Origin of the sequence: Pseudomonas sp. Irchel 3A18, assembly GCF_900187465.1 — a bacterium.
GTDB lineage: Bacteria > Pseudomonadota > Gammaproteobacteria > Pseudomonadales > Pseudomonadaceae > Aquipseudomonas > Aquipseudomonas cichorii.
In genome coordinates this window covers 1-16,830 of the sequence record NZ_FYDI01000014.1, presented here as the reverse complement: position 1 = coordinate 16,830, position 16,830 = coordinate 1, and the positions used below count along the sequence as shown (strand labels likewise).

Annotated in this window: 17 protein-coding genes and 1 pseudogene; 10 read left to right on the top strand and 8 right to left on the bottom strand. The window is 57.3% G+C overall.

Translation table 11 applies throughout. From position 1 onward, the window contains the following. Position 1 precedes the first annotated feature (1 nt). The 6 genes from CKW23_RS21210 to ureC all read left to right on the top strand — a co-directional run bounded on the left by CKW23_RS21210 (position 2) and on the right by ureC (position 4,470). A complete protein-coding gene (locus CKW23_RS21210) occupies positions 2-847 on the top strand; it encodes an urease accessory protein UreD (RefSeq protein WP_025262168.1) in 846 nt (281 codons plus the stop codon). Between the two features lie 77 nt (positions 848-924). After that, entirely contained in the window at positions 925-1,227 is a 303-nt protein-coding gene (gene ureA / locus CKW23_RS21205; protein ID WP_025262169.1) for an urease subunit gamma, read from the top strand. Positions 1,228-1,239: 12 nt separating this feature from the next. Next, entirely contained in the window at positions 1,240-1,782 is a 543-nt protein-coding gene (locus tag CKW23_RS21200) for a GNAT family N-acetyltransferase (protein WP_025262170.1), read from the top strand. Positions 1,783-1,792: 10 nt separating this feature from the next. Further along, a complete protein-coding gene (locus CKW23_RS21195; protein WP_025262171.1) occupies positions 1,793-2,326 on the top strand; it encodes a GNAT family N-acetyltransferase in 534 nt (177 codons plus the stop codon). Next, the gene (locus tag CKW23_RS21190; RefSeq protein WP_095068296.1) at positions 2,323-2,628 is read left to right on the top strand and encodes an urease subunit beta; all 306 of its coding nucleotides are present in this window, start codon (positions 2,323-2,325) and stop codon (positions 2,626-2,628) included. Before CKW23_RS21195 ends, CKW23_RS21190 begins: the two co-directional genes overlap by 4 nt. A gap of 141 nt (positions 2,629-2,769) precedes the next feature. Next, positions 2,770-4,470: an urease subunit alpha gene (gene ureC / locus CKW23_RS21185; RefSeq protein ID WP_025262173.1), complete on the top strand. Its 1,701-nt coding sequence runs from the start codon at positions 2,770-2,772 to the stop codon at positions 4,468-4,470. 39 nt (positions 4,471-4,509) lie between these two features. Here the strand turns inward: ureC and CKW23_RS21180 are convergent, their stop codons facing one another. Next, positions 4,510-4,836 carry a co-chaperone YbbN gene (locus CKW23_RS21180; RefSeq protein WP_074569166.1) on the bottom strand — a complete coding sequence of 109 codons (327 nt, stop codon included), beginning with the start codon at positions 4,834-4,836 and terminating at the stop codon, positions 4,510-4,512. Between the two features lie 229 nt (positions 4,837-5,065). Between CKW23_RS21180 and CKW23_RS21175 the strand changes: the two genes are divergently transcribed. Beyond that, complete coding sequence (locus CKW23_RS21175) at positions 5,066-6,187, top strand: sensor histidine kinase KdpD (protein ID WP_025262175.1); 1,122 nt, start codon at positions 5,066-5,068, stop codon at positions 6,185-6,187. Positions 6,188-6,226: 39 nt separating this feature from the next. Here CKW23_RS21175 and cbpA read toward each other — a convergent pair whose 3' ends face one another. Together cbpA and CKW23_RS21165 are read right to left on the bottom strand one after the other, a co-directional pair. Further along, positions 6,227-7,177 carry a curved DNA-binding protein gene (cbpA, locus tag CKW23_RS21170; protein ID WP_025262176.1) on the bottom strand — a complete coding sequence of 317 codons (951 nt, stop codon included), beginning with the start codon at positions 7,175-7,177 and terminating at the stop codon, positions 6,227-6,229. 311 nt (positions 7,178-7,488) lie between these two features. Continuing rightward, positions 7,489-9,153 carry a DUF4153 domain-containing protein gene (locus tag CKW23_RS21165; protein WP_025262177.1) on the bottom strand — a complete coding sequence of 555 codons (1,665 nt, stop codon included), beginning with the start codon at positions 9,151-9,153 and terminating at the stop codon, positions 7,489-7,491. 155 nt (positions 9,154-9,308) lie between these two features. On the opposite strand from CKW23_RS21165, the gene CKW23_RS21160 reads away from it, so the two are divergent. Further along, on the top strand, positions 9,309-10,574 hold the full coding sequence (locus tag CKW23_RS21160) for an Hsp70 family protein (protein WP_025262178.1): 1,266 nt from the start codon (positions 9,309-9,311) through the stop codon (positions 10,572-10,574). Between the two features lie 84 nt (positions 10,575-10,658). Here CKW23_RS21160 and CKW23_RS21155 read toward each other — a convergent pair whose 3' ends face one another. Further along, positions 10,659-11,669, bottom strand: coding sequence for an AI-2E family transporter (locus CKW23_RS21155; RefSeq protein ID WP_025262179.1), 1,011 nt, complete (start codon positions 11,667-11,669; stop codon positions 10,659-10,661). 188 nt (positions 11,670-11,857) lie between these two features. Continuing rightward, a complete protein-coding gene (locus CKW23_RS21150) occupies positions 11,858-12,148 on the bottom strand; it encodes a PsiF family protein (protein WP_025262180.1) in 291 nt (96 codons plus the stop codon). A 134-nt stretch (positions 12,149-12,282) separates the two neighbouring features. Here CKW23_RS21150 and CKW23_RS21145 point away from each other — a divergent pair, with 134 nt between their 5' ends. Then, positions 12,283-13,161, top strand: a complete 879-nt coding sequence (locus tag CKW23_RS21145; RefSeq protein ID WP_025262181.1) for a DMT family transporter — start codon at positions 12,283-12,285, stop codon at positions 13,159-13,161. On the opposite strand, the gene CKW23_RS21140 is transcribed toward CKW23_RS21145, so the two are convergent. After that, positions 13,158-14,048: a triacylglycerol lipase gene (locus tag CKW23_RS21140; RefSeq protein WP_025262182.1), complete on the bottom strand. Its 891-nt coding sequence runs from the start codon at positions 14,046-14,048 to the stop codon at positions 13,158-13,160. The genes CKW23_RS21145 and CKW23_RS21140 overlap by 4 nt on opposite strands. Positions 14,049-14,225: 177 nt before the next feature. Here CKW23_RS21140 and osmE point away from each other — a divergent pair, with 177 nt between their 5' ends. Continuing rightward, a complete protein-coding gene (gene osmE / locus CKW23_RS21135) occupies positions 14,226-14,564 on the top strand; it encodes an osmotically-inducible lipoprotein OsmE (RefSeq protein ID WP_025262183.1) in 339 nt (112 codons plus the stop codon). Positions 14,565-14,716: 152 nt separating this feature from the next. On the opposite strand, the gene CKW23_RS21130 is transcribed toward osmE, so the two are convergent. Then, positions 14,717-15,454 (bottom strand): hypothetical protein, encoded by a 738-nt coding sequence (locus CKW23_RS21130; RefSeq protein WP_025262184.1) that lies wholly within the window; start codon positions 15,452-15,454, stop codon positions 14,717-14,719. Positions 15,455-15,463: 9 nt separating this feature from the next. Further along, positions 15,464-16,830: pseudogene (locus CKW23_RS26525) on the bottom strand (hypothetical protein); the annotation flags it as partial.

Below are 16,830 nucleotides of genomic sequence, written 5' to 3'. Positions count from 1 at the left end.
CATGAATCTGCCTGCCCACACCGCCCTGTTCACGCCCAGCTGGCACGCCGAGCTGGAGCTGGGCTATGGACGTTTCGATGACTGCACGCGACCGGTCCAGCGACGCCATAAAGGGCCGCTACGGGTGCAGAAGCATTTGTATGCCGAAGGTCCGCAAGTCTGCCAGCACATCATCGTCCATCCGCCCGGAGGCATTGCAGGCGGGGACCGGCTGGATATCTCGGCCACTGTCGGCAAAGAGGCCTGGGCGCAACTGACCAGTCCCGGTGCCGCCAAGTGGTATCGCGCCGCAAGCCCGGCCTATCAGCAACTGGAGCTGCGCGTCGAACCCGGCGCAACGCTGGAATGGCTGCCTCAGGAAACCATCGTGTTCAGCCAGGCCCGTGCCGAACTGACTACCCGTATCGACCTGCAAGGCGATGCCCGGCTGTGTTACTGGGATGTGGTGGCTCTGGGGCGTCCAGCCAGTAGCGAGCGTTTCGAGCAGGGTTATTTTCAGTCGCATCTGGATATCCGCCGCGACGGCCAGTTGCTATGGCATGAACGACAGCGCATTGTCGGTGGCGATGGTTTGCTGGATTCGCCCATCGGCCTGGACGGCAAGACGGTGTTCGCGACCCTGCTGATTACCGGAGAAATAAACAGCGAACTGCTCGAAGCCTGCCGCTCGCTCTCGCTGCCTAATCCGGTCAGCGGTGACCTGACCCAATTGCCGGGTCTGGTAGTTGCCCGCTGTCTGGCGGATGAAGCCCTGCATGCACGGGCCTGGCTGATCGAACTATGGAAACTGCTGCGCCCGGCATTGCTGGGCCGCGAGGCGGTAACGCCCAGAATCTGGAATACCTGATTGCGGTGATTTTTTCGCGAATGAGCGGAGCGCCGCCCGACTCGCACACACCAGAACTTCAAGAAACGGAATACACCATGGATCTGAGTCCACGCGAAAAAGACAAACTGCTGATTTTCACCGCAGGCCTGGTTGCCGAGCGCCGTCTGGCTCGCGGGGTGAAACTCAACTACCCGGAAGCCATGGCCTATATCTCGGCGGCACTGCTGGAAGGTGCCCGCGACGGGCAGACCGTGGCCGATCTGATGCATTACGGCACCACGCTGCTGAGTCGCGATCAAGTCATGGAAGGCATCCCGGAAATGATCCCCGAGATCCAGGTGGAAGCCACCTTCCCGGACGGCACCAAGCTGGTGACCGTGCATCAACCGATTGCCTGAACCAGGAGACTTATGAACGACCTGATTCGCGATGCACTGCCCGCCGATCTGCCAGGCATCCTCGCCATCTACAACGACGCGGTGCTCAACACCACGGCGATCTGGAACGAACAGCCCGTGGACCTGGTCAATCGTCAGGCCTGGTTCGAGGCGCGCAAGGTTCAGGCCTACCCGATCCTGATCGCCGTCGACGATTCGGGTGAAGTGCTGGGCTACTCGTCATTTGGCGACTGGCGCCCTTTCGAGGGTTTTCGGCATACGGTCGAGCATTCGGTCTACGTTCGCGCCGATCAGCGCGGCAAGGGACTGGGGCCAAAACTCATGACCGCGCTGATAGAACGCGCCCGCCTTTGCGACAAACACATCATGGTGGCGGCCATCGAGAGCGGCAACGCGGCCTCCATCGCCCTGCATGAACGCCTGGGCTTCAAGACCACCGGGCAGATGCCACAGGTCGGCACCAAGTTCGGACGCTGGCTGGATCTGACGTTCATGCAACTGGATCTCTCACCCGGCGCACCAGCACCGGCTTCTCAGGCCCCACAACCTCACTAGGGCATTGCTCATGAATCCTGCACAGTTGCGTCGTGTAAACGCTGACAGTTTTGCGCATTACCGCCACGGGCTGGCCGAGCTGCTGCTCGATGCCGTGCACAACGGAGCGTCGGTAGGATTCATGGCTGACCTGAATACGGAACAGGCCCTGGCCTGGTGCGACAGCCTGAAGAGCGATATTTCCAGTGGCAGCCTGCTGCTGTGGGTGGTGGTTCAGGACGAACAGGTACTGGCCAGCGCGCAATTGTCGCTGTGCCAGAAGCCCAACGGACTCAATCGCGCTGAAGTGCAAAAACTCATGGTACTGCAACAAGCCAGAGGTCGCGGCCTGGGCACACAGTTGATGGAGGCCGTCGAGCATGCCGCCGTCCAGCACAAACGCGGCCTGCTGCATCTGGACACGGAGGCAGGCTCGCCTGCGGAAGCCTTCTACCGCGCCCTCGCCTATACCCGTGTCGGTGAGCTGCCGGATTACTGCGCCACACCGGATGGCCGCTACATGCCAACCGCCATTTATTTCAAAACCTTGGGGCAACAGACATGATCCCTGGCCAATACCAGATTCAGCCCGGCGATATCGAACTCAATGCCGGACGCCGCACCATCAGCCTGACCGTCGCCAATAGCGGCGACCGTCCGATTCAGGTCGGTTCGCACTTTCACTTTTTTGAAACCAACGACGCCCTGACTTTCGACCGCGCCGCCAGCCGCGGCATGCGCCTGAACATCCCGGCCGGCACCGCCGTGCGTTTCGAGCCGGGCCAGTCGCGAGAAGTGGAACTGGTGGACCTGGCCGGATTGAGGCGGGTTTTCGGTTTTGCAGGACGGGTTATGGGAGACCTGTAGAACGTGTCCGCACCAGGTCCAGTTGCAAGCGCCAGGCTACAAGCTGCAAGAAACAGCAGCCGCCGCGCTTGTAATCCGCTTTTACTTGAAGCTCGCAGCTCGCAGCTTGAAGCTTGCAGCTCAAAATTCGAGACCCGATAAATGAAAATAAGCCGACAAGCCTACGCCGACATGTTCGGCCCCACCGTTGGCGACAAGGTGCGCCTGGCCGATACCGAGCTGTGGATCGAGGTCGAAAAGGACTTCACCACCTACGGCGAGGAAGTGAAATTCGGCGGTGGCAAGGTCATCCGTGACGGTATGGGCCAGGGCCAGTTGCTGGCCGCCGAGGTCGTGGACACGCTGATCACCAATGCCCTGATCATCGATCACTGGGGGATCGTCAAGGCGGACGTCGGGATCAAGGACGGGCGTATCGCGGCCATCGGCAAGGCGGGCAACCCGGATATCCAGCCGGACGTGACCATCGCCGTGGGCGCGGCGACCGAGGTAATCGCCGGTGAAGGCATGATCCTGACCGCTGGCGGCGTCGATACGCACATTCACTTCATCTGCCCGCAGCAGATCGAAGAAGCGCTGATGAGTGGCGTGACCACCATGATTGGCGGCGGTACAGGCCCGGCCACCGGCACCAATGCCACCACCGTCACCCCAGGTCCGTGGCACATGGCACTCATGCTGAAAGCCGCCGACTCGTTCCCGATGAACATCGGCCTGACCGGCAAGGGTAACGTCAGCGTTCCCGGCCCGTTGATCGAACAAGTCAAGGCCGGGGCCATTGGCCTGAAGCTGCACGAAGACTGGGGCACCACGCCTGCGGCCATCGACAACTGCCTGAGCGTGGCAGACGAATACGATGTACAGGTCGCGATCCACACCGACACGCTCAACGAATCGGGCTTTGTCGAAACCACACTGGCAGCGTTCAAGAACCGCACCATCCACACCTATCACACCGAAGGTGCCGGTGGCGGCCATGCGCCGGACATCATCAAGGCCTGCGGCTCGCCCAATGTCCTGCCCAGCTCCACCAACCCGACCCGGCCATTCACCCGTAACACCATCGACGAGCACCTGGATATGTTGATGGTCTGCCATCACCTGGACCCCAGCATCGCCGAAGACGTGGCCTTCGCTGAAAGCCGCATCCGCCGGGAAACCATTGCCGCCGAAGACATCCTGCACGACCTGGGCGCGTTCTCGATGCTCAGCTCCGACAGCCAGGCCATGGGCCGTGTCGGCGAAGTGATCATGCGTACCTGGCAGACCGCCGACAAAATGAAGAAGCAGCGCGGCCCGCTGCCTGGGGACGGTCCAGGCAACGACAACTTCCGCGCCAAACGCTACATCGCCAAATACACCATCAACCCGGCGATCACCCACGGCATCAGCCATGAAGTGGGCTCCATCGAAGTGGGCAAGTGGGCGGATCTGGTGTTGTGGCGTCCAGCGTTCTTCGGCGTGAAACCCACCCTGATTCTCAAGGGCGGTGCCATTGCGGCCAGCCTGATGGGAGACGCCAACGCCTCGATCCCGACGCCACAACCGGTGCATTACCGCCCGATGTTCGCCAGCTATGGCAGCTCATTGCATGCCACCAGCCTGACCTTCATCAGCCAGGCAGCGTTCGACGCAGGCGTGCCGGAAACCCTGGGCTTGAAGAAACAGATCGGTGTGGTCAAGGGCTGCCGCAGCGTGCAGAAGAAAGACCTGATTCACAACGACTACCTGCCCGACATCGATGTCGATCCGCAGACCTATCAGGTCAAGGCCGATGGTGTGTTGCTATGGTGTGAACCGGCGGATGTACTGCCCATGGCGCAGCGATACTTCCTGTTCTGATCCTGCAAGGGCCTTCCTTCAGGAAGGCCCTTTTGGTTTTCAGTCTTCCAGGAGCCTCTCGATTTCCTGTTCGTAATCGTCCTGCTCGTGAACGCCGCTCATTCTCGACACCTCAGCACCGTTCCTGAAAAAAATGACCGTGGGCACGCTGTCTACGGCGAAGTTCTCGACAGTCGCTTCATTACTGCCTGTATCCACCCGAAGGATCAATACCTGATCATCGAACGCTGTCGCGAGGTCATCGATGATCCGGCTGGTCAGGGCGCTGTCACTACTGCCCGACGCACTGAATTCGGCCAATACGAGCCTGTCCGTGGTAAATATCTGATCCTGAAAGCTGTCATCATCAACATTCATAACGCTCATGATTCAATTTCTCCTATTTGATCTACAGGAGCGGGATGTACGCGATACCTCATTCACAAAACGTCTTCATCGCTAGCGAGTAACCTATAACTGCCCTCACACCTCGTCTACCTGTCAGAAATGACAGTATCCGCCTCTTCAAAGGCGTCAGACGGCTGTTTGTCGGACAAGGCAAAAACGGTAATATGCCCGGCACCCCCTCATTACCCCTGAAGCAAGGTAACCGACAATGCGACTATCTGAATTCATCGTCGCTCATGTAGATAGCATCGTCGATGAATGGGAAGACTTCGCCAAGACGCTGAAACCGGCGGCCGACACCATGAATCGTGTCGAACTGCGCGACCATGCCAAGTCGATTCTGCTGGCGGCCGCCAGAGACATGGAAGCGGTCCTGAGCAAACGCGCCCAAGCCATCAAGGCTCCCAAGTCCGCGCTGAACCTCGATGAAGCAGCCGCCAGCCATGGTGAACTGCGGCACACCGTAGGCTTCGACCTGGTGCAGATGACCTCCGAGTTTCGCCACTTGCGCGCCAGTGTCATCCGGCTGTGGAGCGAAAGCCTGAGCGCACCGGAGCCGACCGCGTTCGAGGACATGATCCGTTTCAACGAAGTCATCGACGAAGCCCTGGCTGAATCCACGGCAGCCTACGTCGAACAGGTCACCCGTTCCCGGGACATGTTTCTGGCCATTCTCGGTCATGACCTGCGGGCACCGTTGCAGGCCGTCAGCATGTCCACGGAAATGCTGATGCGCAAAGAACAGCAGGATGAAAAGACGCTCGCCTATATTTCCCAGATCAAGAGCAGTACACGCCACATGGGCGTCATGGTCGGAGATTTGCTGGAGTTCGTACGCAGCCGCCTGGGTGCCAGTCTGCCGGTCGAGCGCAAACCCATGGATCTGGCAGCCGCCTGCCGTGAAGCCATCGAAGAAGCCTGTGCCGGGCAGCCGACCAGCACACCGCATCTGAAAATCGAGGGTAATACCCGAGGCGAATGGGACAGCTCAAGAATCGGTCAACTGCTGCAGAACCTGATCGGCAATGCACTGCAGCACGGAACCGCAAACCACGAAGTCACCGTCAAGGTCACTGGCTGGGAAAACAGCGTGGAACTGATCGTCCACAACGACGGCGAGCCCATTGCCGAAGAGGCCATCGGCACGATTTTCGATCCGATGGTGCGCAGCGTGAATCATGACTCGGACACCCGGCAGCCCTCGACCAGCCTCGGTCTGGGACTGTTCATCGTCAAGGAAGTGGTGAACGCTCATGCGGGCAGCATCACCGTGACCTCGAACATCGGTGAGGGAACCACCTTTACCGTGGTCTTGCCACGCGGCGTCTGAACATTCAGGTGGCCGTTCATCGACCACCTGACAGACGACTCAATTACCCCACTGACTCCGTGGATCGAAGGCAGCCTTGTCGGCCAGTTTCTGCCAGAGCGCCTTGGTGGCCTCGTCGACCGTGCGGGGCATGACAATCTTGAGCTGAGCGTACAGATCGCCACGCTCGCCTTTCTTGTCCAGCAGGCCATTGCCCTTGATGCGCAGGCGCTGACCGTTCTGACTTTCCGGCCGGATGGTCAGGTTGATCTTGCCGGTCAGGGTCGGCACCGCGACCTTGGCACCCAGCGCCGCTTCCCATGGAGCCAGCGGCACGGTAATGATCAGGTCATGGTTCTCCACCTCGAACATCGGATGCGGTGCCAGACGGATGATCAGGTAAAGATCACCGTTCTCGCCACCTGCAACACCCGGCGCGCCCTGGCCCTTGAGGCGGATACGCTCGCCATCCACGACTCCGGCAGGAATCTTCACGTTCAGGGTCTTGGTGATATCCGCCATGCGCTGCCCGTTGGGGCTGTGCTGAGGAACCTTGAAGCTGACCTGCTTGGATTCGCCCGACAGGGTTTCTTCCAGGAAGATCGCAAGCTCCATCTCCACGTCCTGCCCCTTGCGCCCCTGGTTACGCGAACGGCCACCCTGCTGCTGGGCACGACCGCCGAAGATCGAACTGAAGAACTCGGAGAAGTCCGTGGTATCGCCACCAAAACCACCGCCGCCCGCGCCTGCACGGCTCTGCCAGCCGGGAGGCGGCTGGAAAGGCCGGCCCTGACGTCCGTACTTGCGCAACTCGTCATATTCGGCGCGCTTTTCCGGGCTGCTCAGGACTTCATAAGCCTCCGAAGCCTCCTTGAACTTGTCTTCCGCGCCAGCCTCTCTGCTGACATCCGGATGATACTTGCGCGCCAGCTTGCGATAGGCCGCCTTGAGCGCCTTGTCATCGACCGTCGGCTCGACGCCGAGAATCTTGTAATAATCTTTGAAATCCATCTAACGATCACCCATCCCAATATATCCAGACGCACCCGACGTCTCTGACTGTCCTGTCTTGGGGTGGCGTCTGGAAAACTCAAGCCGCAGAGTGTATCCGCAAACGGTCGCAATAGATGACAACGCAACAGTCTATTGATGCCTTTACTGACTAATACCGATCAGTCAAGGCACAAACAACACCTGTGGGAGGCAGCTTGCTGGCGAAAAGACCTGAAACCGGAAGATATTCTGCGTCTGTACGCTGAGGTCGCCAGCAAACTGCCTTTCACAAAGTGGTGTATGACTTTGACTGATCGGCTTTCCCCTTACTATCGATTTTCTACGGGGGTATATAACAATCCGTCTATGTCCAAAGTTCGATAACGTGGCTCAACAAGCCTGGCTTTGCCCGCACGAATCAGATCGGCCAGGTCTTTACCTTTGTGAAACGGGCCATGCATTCTTCCGACCTCTTTCCACTGTCCGTCTGTATCCCGCTTGAAGAAAGACATCCACACATCAGTGGAAACCAGTTGCACCACCTCGTTCTGCCCGTCACTGTCCAGATCGACAACCCACATAGTGCATTGCACCCGGTTGCAGTTGCGGCTCCCCAATCTGGAGTCGGTGAACTGTTCGTAACCATCAACACGCTCCCCGATCCATACCAGATTTTGCTCAGGTACGGAAAAGGCTCTGTAGCGTCCCTGAGAACGGGCCCATGCGTCATATACCCTTAACTTGAGCACTTCACGGGCATTGGCATCCATATTCTGCGGGAGATGATCAAGATCAGCCTTCAAGCGGTCGAATGCCCTGAGCCCCGGTTTACCCAGCCAGTTGAGCAGATGATCGGCATCAAACAAGGCAGGCGGTGTCGTCCCGTCCATAAGGCGCTGTATCTGATTGCGAGCGCTCAACTCTTCCGGGTTCCACCAAGGGGTATGAATCGTGACCGTCATCACGCAAGCCAGCAGAGCCAACCAGGGATTGGTGAACCGCAGATTGCCGAGCCAGACATCCCCTGACCTCAACACCGCTATAAACGCTGCCAGACTGTATAGAGCAGCAATCACCACAAGCAGCAGGCCGATGACCCGCGATGGAGAAAGTCCGTATTGCTCGATACGCAACCAAATCGAATAACACGCCAAAGCTGCCAGCACCGGCAATAGCAGCAGGCTGGCATTGATCAGCCACTTGAGCCCCTGTGGGTAATCGTGTGACTGACTACCATCCTGAAACACGCCGTTGACCAGAAATACATTCGCAGCCACCAGACAGAGCAATATCGTGGTGGCACGACCAGTATTCCAAATCGACTCCAGGCCGGTGAACGGCAAGGTCAGAGTGAACAAGACCACGATAAACGCTGTCAGCGGTGCCAGAAAACGGCACAGACTCAACAGAATGCCACGCAGCATGCCGATGACTTTGTCGTTCTGGCGGCCTATGCGTATGCCCAGTGAAAACACCATACACAGGCTGACAATGTTGAAATTCCGGGTTTTGATGACCTCTTTGAACACTTCGATGCCAATCATGTGAAACAGGCTGGCGCATAACTGCAACAACGACCAGAACAGCCCTGCCAGCAGCAGGGCAAGCAATACGATAAGACCATCGTTCCAGGCATGCTGGAACAATGACCGATAAAGCAGATGCAACCGGTTGCCCGATGGCCAGCTCTGGATGAAAGCAGAGCAGATGTAACCCACGATGACTGAGCAGAATATCCAGTTCTCATCCCAGGACCTCAGCGCCCTTTGCAAGGCCCATTCAGTCACCATGGCCAGTAACAGCGCCAACAGGCCGGCCAGGACCCATGCACCACGCTGCCTGAAGTTGCTACCCAGCAATTGCAGATTGACCCCGAAAACCAGGGCCGCCACAAAGACAGCCGTCTTATCGTGTTTCCAGGCAACTACCATGATGACGGCTTGTACCAGGCCGACAACGATATAGAACGGCAGGGATCCCTTGAGCACGGACATTCAACTTCCTTATTGAAAACGAGAGCATGGGCGCGCAGAGCGGCGGCGGATCATGTCACGGAAAATGCCGCAACTCCATTCGCCCAAGAACACTACGCATTCACGATGTACTCGCATACACTGCGCGGCCGTTTTTTGACTGGAACGTAAAAGACATGAATGACCAATCCCCGGCCCGTGCCTGCGGCATCGATTTCGGCACGTCCAATTCCACTGTCGGCTGGCAAAGACCTGGCGTGGAAGCGTTGATTGCGCTGGAGGACGACAAGATCACCCTGCCTTCGGTGGTGTTCTTCAATATGGAAGAACGTCGCCCGGTGTATGGCCGTCTGGCGCTGCACGAGTATCTGGAAGGCTACGAAGGCCGCCTGATGCGCTCGCTCAAGAGCCTGCTGGGTTCCAAGCTGATCAAGCATGACACCAGCGTGCTGGGCACGGCCATGCCATTCAAGGATTTGCTGGGGCTGTTCATCGGCGAGCTGAAAAAGCGTGCAGAACGCACCGCTGGTAGGGAGTTCGAGCAGGTTGTGCTGGGTCGTCCGGTGCATTTCGTCGATGACGACGCCCAAGCCGATCAGGAAGCCGAAGACACCCTGGCCGAAGTCGCCCGCAAGATCGGCTTCAAGGACGTGTCCTTCCAGTACGAGCCGATTGCTGCCGCCTTCGACTATGAATCCGGCATCAACAGCGAAGAACTGGTACTGATCGTCGATATCGGCGGTGGTACCTCAGACTTCTCTCTGGTGCGCCTGTCACCGGAACGCCGCACCCACAACGATCGCCACGAAGACATCCTGGCCACGGGCGGCGTGCATATCGGCGGTACCGACTTCGACAAGCAATTGAGCCTGCAAGGCGTGATGCCGCTGTTCGGTTATGGCAGCCGCATGAAAAGCGGTGCCTACATGCCTACCAGCCATCACATGAACCTGGCGACCTGGCACACCATCAACGCCGTGTACTCGCAGAAATCCCAGTTGGCGCTGGGCAGCATGCGCTACGACATCGAAGATACCGGCGGTATCGACCGCCTGTTCAAACTGATCGAACAGCGCGCCGGGCACTGGCTGGCAATGGAAGTCGAAGAAACCAAGATCCAGCTGACCCACGCCGAAACCCGCCATGTTCCCATGGACCGCATCGAAAGCGGCCTGAGCGTGGACTTGAGTCGTGCGATGTTTGAATCAGCCATCGACGCGCAGCTTGAACGTGTGCGTGACAGCGTGCGCAACCTGTTGAGCGATGCTGGCGTGGGTGTCGAGCAAGTGAACACGGTGTTCTTCACCGGGGGTTCAAGCGGCATTCCGGCCCTGCGCAACAGCGTGTCAGCCATGCTCCCGAATGCCCGCCATGTGGAAGGCAATATCTTTGGGAGTATTGGGAGTGGGTTGGCGATTGAGGCCAAGAAGAGGTATGGGTAAGGGAGCTGCAAGTTTTAAGCTTCAAGCGGCAAGAAAAAGCGGGCGGTGCGCTTGGCTTTTACTTGCAGCTTGAAACTTCCGCTCCTACACCAACCCTTCCTTCTGTAGCTCGCTCTTGAGATACGCATAATAAATCGGCCCTGCCACCACACCCGGCAGGCCGAAGGCTGCTTCAAACAGGAGCATGGCCAGCAGCAATTCCCAGGACTTGGCATTGATCTGCCCGCCGACGATCCGCGCATTGAGGAAGTATTCCACCTTGTGGATCACGATCAGGTAGGTCAGCGCCGCGAAGGCCACCCAGATCGACACCGACATGCCGACGATGAAGATCAGGGTGTTGGACATCAAGTTACCCACCACCGGCAGCAGGCCGAGCAGGAAGGTCATGATGATCAGGGTCTTGGTCAGCGGCAGGTGAATGCCCCACAACGGCAGGACAATCGCCAGGAACACTGAGGTAAAGGCGGTGTTGAGCAGCGAGATCTTGATCTGGGCAAAGACGATGTTGCGAAACGCACGGCTCAGCAGGCTAAGTCGGTCAAACAGCGCAGCGGCCAGCGGCTTGCGGGTGTGAACGTCCGAGATTCGCTGCAAGGCGATGATCGCACCCAGCACCATGCCGATCAGCATGGTCACGAACATGTGGGCCGCGCCCTTGCCGATCATCTGCAACTCACCAATATGCTTTTGCAGCCATTGACCCAGAGACACCTGAAACTCGGCTGCACTGGCCGGCAGGTAGGCATCAATGAAAGGCGGTAACTGCCCACGGGCGCGGTCCACCAGAACCATGAACTTGTCCAGTGACGCGCCGGGGTTCTCGGCTTCATGCAGCACAAAACTGATGGCGCCGGCGAAAATCAGCGTCAGCAGACTGACAATGATGGTCCCCAGCAAGGCCACGGCCAGCCAGCGGGCACGCTCGCCGGAAATAAGGCGTTGCAGCCTGGGGGTCAGCATGTTGACCAGTTCGTAGACCAGCAGACCGGCCAGCAGACTTGGCAGAAGCTTGAAAGGCAGGATCAGCAGCAAACCGCCAAAGACCAGAATCCAGCTGGCTAACAACACCTGACGCGCAGAAAACGTTGGCATAAAGTCTCAACGGGCGGCACAAAGAAGACGGCAGTCTGCCAGCGTTCAGAGCCGAGGACCAGTGATCCGAAGGCCTGAACAGCAATAGCGCGCCCCTTGGCTGAAGCGCTGCGGCGGGAATCAGGCCAGAGGGCTTTGTTTCCCGCACCTGAACCGGCATTCGGACGGATGCGTCCCTCGCCGGAAAATTATTTCTTCTTGAGACAATCGCTCATGAAGCTCTTGCGGGCATCGCCCTTGAGGGCCTGGGTGGTGGCTGTCGCGTTGCAGGTCTTCATTTTTTCCTGCTGGGTTTGCGCCGGAGCCGGTGCAGCTTTCAGGCAGGTACTCATGAATGCCTTGCGCTCATCGCCCTTGAGCGATTTGGCACTGGCGTCAGCATTGCAGGAAGTCATTTTGTTCTGCTGCTCCGTGGCGGCAAAACCTTGGGCGGATACCATCAGACCAACGAGCAACAAAGAAATACCGAGCGTCTTCATCAGGTCAACTCTCCATAACGACCGTGCCGATCAGCGCAGCCTCAAAAGAGTGTAGTCAAAGATGTTGCGATGTATGTCGAGCCAAGAGGCCCCATCGGGTGGATAATCCCCTCAGGTTTTTTATCGGTTATCCCATGCAATACGCCTTTCCTCTGCTGACCATCCTGATCTGGGCAGCCAACACCGTGATTACCAAGGCTTCATCGCTGGTGATCTTCCCTTCCGAAATCGGTTTCTATCGCTGGTTGCTGGCGGGCCTGCTGTTTACGCCCTTCATGCTGAGGCCCGTGTGGAAGAACCGGGCGCTCATCAAACCGGTGCTAGGCAAAATCATCATTCTGGGCGTGCTGGGCATGGCGGTGTACCAGAGCCTGGCGTATTTCGCCGCCGGCATGACCACGGCCACCAACATGGGGATCATTCAATCCCTGGTGCCGATGATGGCGCTGGGGCTTTCCATCGCCTGCCTGGGCAATCGCCTGACTTTCGGCGCCCTGCTCGGGGCCGTACTGTCTTTTGCAGGCGTAGTCGTGGTGGTCTCGGCTGGCAACCTGAGCGCACTCGTGGAACAGGGCATCAATCGCGGGGATGCGATGGTTCTGGTCGCGGCGGCTGCCTACGCCGTCTACAGCACCCTGCTGAAAAAATGGCAACTGTGCCTGCCGCCCTTGCAGTTGCTATACCTGCAGATTCTGGTGGCAATCATTGTGCTGTTTCCGCTGTTCATTCTCTCGCCCAGAACAGGCCTGAACATGAGCAATATTCCCATGGTTCTGTATGCGGCCATTCCGACCTCGATGCTCGCGCCCTGGTTGTGGATGACGTCCATCATGCGGCTGGGGCCCAGCCGCACGACGCTGTTCTTCAACCTCATGCCCATTGCTACCGCGCTGATCGCGGCCGCCTTTCTGGGCGAACGACTGGCGCTCTATCACCTGGCCGGCGGAGCCTTGACCCTGTGCGGAGTCATCCTGGCAGAACGCTGGAAGACCCCGCTGCGGCAGACGACCTAAAGGCCGGCGGCTTTCAGGCGTGCGGCGTGGTCAAGGAAGAGCTTTACAGGGTTCGCACCCTTGCCCACAAGGCCGAAAGTCTGGTTGACGATATCGAAGTGGTCGAGGGGAAAGTCATCACCGATCACGGTGCCCAGGTGTGAGCTGAAACGCCCGACCATACCGTCGCACTGGCCCTTTTCCTTGACGAAGGTGCGAGCGAAGATCCGGCAGGTGACGTTGGTCCCGTCGATCATGTTGCGCCCACGATTGGTAACGCCCGGCTGCAGGATCCCGGACCAGGAGTAGTAACGCACCCCATTGACCAGTTCCTCACCCTGCCCGCCCCAGGTATGCGGCAGCCCCTGAGGGTACTGCCGGTTGAACAGTGCCACCCCGGTCGTGGTCAGGGACTGGTGGGAAGCCGAGATATTCATCGGCAGCTTCGGCCCGCGATACCCGGTTTCAAACACCGTGATTGTCCAGGACAGCAAACCGATCACCGCATTCACCACACGCCCACCCGCACTGCCTACCGGGAAAGTACGCTCCAGATAATCCGCCAGTTCGGAACCATGATTGGGACCGGCCACGGAGGTCACCGAAGCCACCAGGTCCGGACGCTTGGCGGCGACATAACGAACAGTCAGCGCGCCCTGGCTATGGCCGATCAGGTTGACCTTGGACACACCGGTTTCGCGGAGGGTCTTCTCGACGACCTTGAGCAACTGCTCTCCCCGTATCTCGGTGGAGTTGACCCCGGAAACCATCACTGGAATCACCGTCGCGCCACCACGTTCCAGCGCCTTGATGATGCCGAACCAGTAGGGATAGACCAGTAAACGCACAAACCCCAACAACCCGGGCACGAGCAGCAACGGATATCGTGTAGCTTGTTCTTGCGCCATATATGCCTCTCCCACGTTAGCCAATAGCTAGAACCTTAGCGGTGTTTGGGAGCAAGACAGATATATATGACAAACACACGTACTGCCCTATAGCCATCAATTATCGAACTCTCGCGCACCTTCCCGGCTCCAACCTCCATCGGGCCAAGAACGGCTCTATCATGCGGAGAGACAACGATGTACAAGAAAATCCTGGCGGCTACCTGTGTATTGGGGACATTGGCGGGTTGTGGCACCACTACCGTGCAGAATCCGGTGGACTTCGTGACCTATCGCGACGAACCGCTGGTCAAGCAGGTCGAAAACGGCATGACCCGACAACAAGTCCTGACAATTGGCGGCGAGCCATCGTCCACCTTCGAGCGCAAGGTGAACCCGGGAACCTGCAATAACTACGTGTTGTTCAAGGAAGGCCACAAGCAGGTCTATCACGTGAGCTTCAACGGCGATGGCCGTGTGAACCACAAAGGCTTCATGACCTGCGAACAGCGCGAAGCTAACGAACGCGCCCTGTAAGGCTAGTGCCGATCAGTTAAGGTCATAGTTCACTTTGTGGGAGGCAGCCTAGCGACTTCAGCATACAGGCGCAGAATATCTGCCGATTTTCAGGCCTTTTTCGCCAGCAAGCTGCCTCCTACAAGTAGCTCGTTGCATCAAGCACCGGCTTTTCACCACTCCCAGTCTTTCTCCATGAACTCGGCTGAGGGTGGCAGAACAGAGTGCAGAAATTGCAGGAATTGCTCGAATAACTCTTTGTCGGGAAAGCGAAATTCAAACCCCACCGTGATGTCTGTTCGGTGCGTGATGATCATGGAGCGTTTGCGATCCACCGTGACAAAGTTGTACTCGTTCCAGGGCAAGCTCTGTTCGTTATTGATTTTATTCTCCCAATTCAGCAAAGAGCGTGCGGCCCCGATTGAAATGGCGGCTGGGCCGATCAGAAATAGCAGGGAGCCGGTGACGAGGGCCACGCCGAGAAATAGCAGAATGGTGAAAATGGCGATGCCTTTGAAGAGCGGGCCTGCGAAGCTTGGGTAGTAGTCGTAATATTCAAGCAGTGCTTTTTGTGAGGTGACACTGTAGTTGAATATGGTTTTTTGCCTGAAAACACGGATCAGAAAAAACACATAACCATATAAAACCGCATAACCAATTACAATCACCGACACATCAACTTCGACTCTCCCCCATGCCAGCCACGTAACAAATAAAATCCATACCGTACTTACCAGAAAAATAAGCACCTGGCCTTTCATTATATCTTTTGGAGTGCCATTCATAGTCTTTATGGACCAGTCAAATATTTTTTCGCAGCCTTCCAACCCATCAAAATGATAAGCAGCATTTTGTTGTTCGGTATCATTCAGAGACTCGTCACTGAGCGAAGCTTTTTTCTCGTTGTGCATATCGCCTACTTATTCCGGGGTTGCAAGTGTCAGGGATTGGGCGCGGTGCTCAGCACTCACCAAAAGACGGGGTGTGGTTAATCCATCTGCTGTGCCATTCCCCTTCTTGTCGAGCTCTATCTGATAAAGGTAACCTCGCTCCTCTTTTCCAGGACTGATCACATCACTGGGGTACCTTATCTGCAGTTCGATATAGTCAGCACTCTTGTCAAGCGGTACCCAGACCTGCCAGACAACATCCTCGTTCTCGGGCATGATCGGAAAATGCAGTTCTGGTGGGCCTAAGGGTGGAGGCTCGTTGCTGACTTTTGTGAATTTTCTAATATGCGTGTACTGTCCGCGCTCTTCAAAGAGGGTCTTTATAGAGGATTCGATCTTGGCGACAGGCAGAATACCCAGAGGGCGTTTGCTACTGATAACGTTGAGTTGAATGCACTTTCCGCGTACGGCATTGGGGAGTTGAATCTGGATCCATGCGCCATTGGGCACGGCCACTTCCATGTAGTCGCCTTTGCCCAGATAACGCTGTTCATAAATAACCGTGCTTTTGACAAACACTTGAGGGCTTAGCTGGATCTCCAATAGAGAGCGTTTTTCCTCGATACGCCCTTCTGGATTATCTGCGTGACGGAATTCTATGGAGCGTGACCAGCAGCACTTTTTCAACCACCAACCAATGCCGTCTTTCTTGAAATAGTTCAAGGCCAGGCACGCGAGTAAATAAATTGCACCCACGACAAAAAGCCCCACCACAAACCATGGGTTCATTACAAAAAACGCCAAGCTTTTGGATACATTCAAACCCACTAACAAGTGTAAAACGCCACCAACCCCCATACCGATCACAGCAAGTGCTTTAATCACTATTGCTGTCTTTTCTTCGGGTGTTTTAGCGCTGTCGTGATCGTCGAACAGATCCACAAACTCCAACACTGTCGCCACCACCGCAAATGCCCCCAACGCCACCATCGTGACCCTGAACCCGCGAATCGCATCTCCCCAAGCGTTGTTTCCCTGAGTTTTCCAGTAGGCGGAAGAGCGATCCAGAATGCCTATGCTCTTGCCGTCAATCAGCACCGGCTTCGCCTCCCGAATCACCGCCCACGGCGCTTCAACAAACACGGCCATCAACAGATTGAAGCTGTACCCCAGGCTGTAACCGACCTTGACGATATCCTTGCCGCTGAAGTCGCCATCGCGGGTCAGGTCTTCATAGAGGAATGCGGTGTTGATGAAGTTGAGCAGGATAACGCCCCAGGTGATCCCGGCACCCAGGCCACCCAAGCGTTCGCTCCAGGCCTTGGCGCGGGTGTGCCAGTCCTTGGCGACGTCCAGGCCGGACTTGAAGAAGGCGCGTATTTCCTCTTGCAGCAACT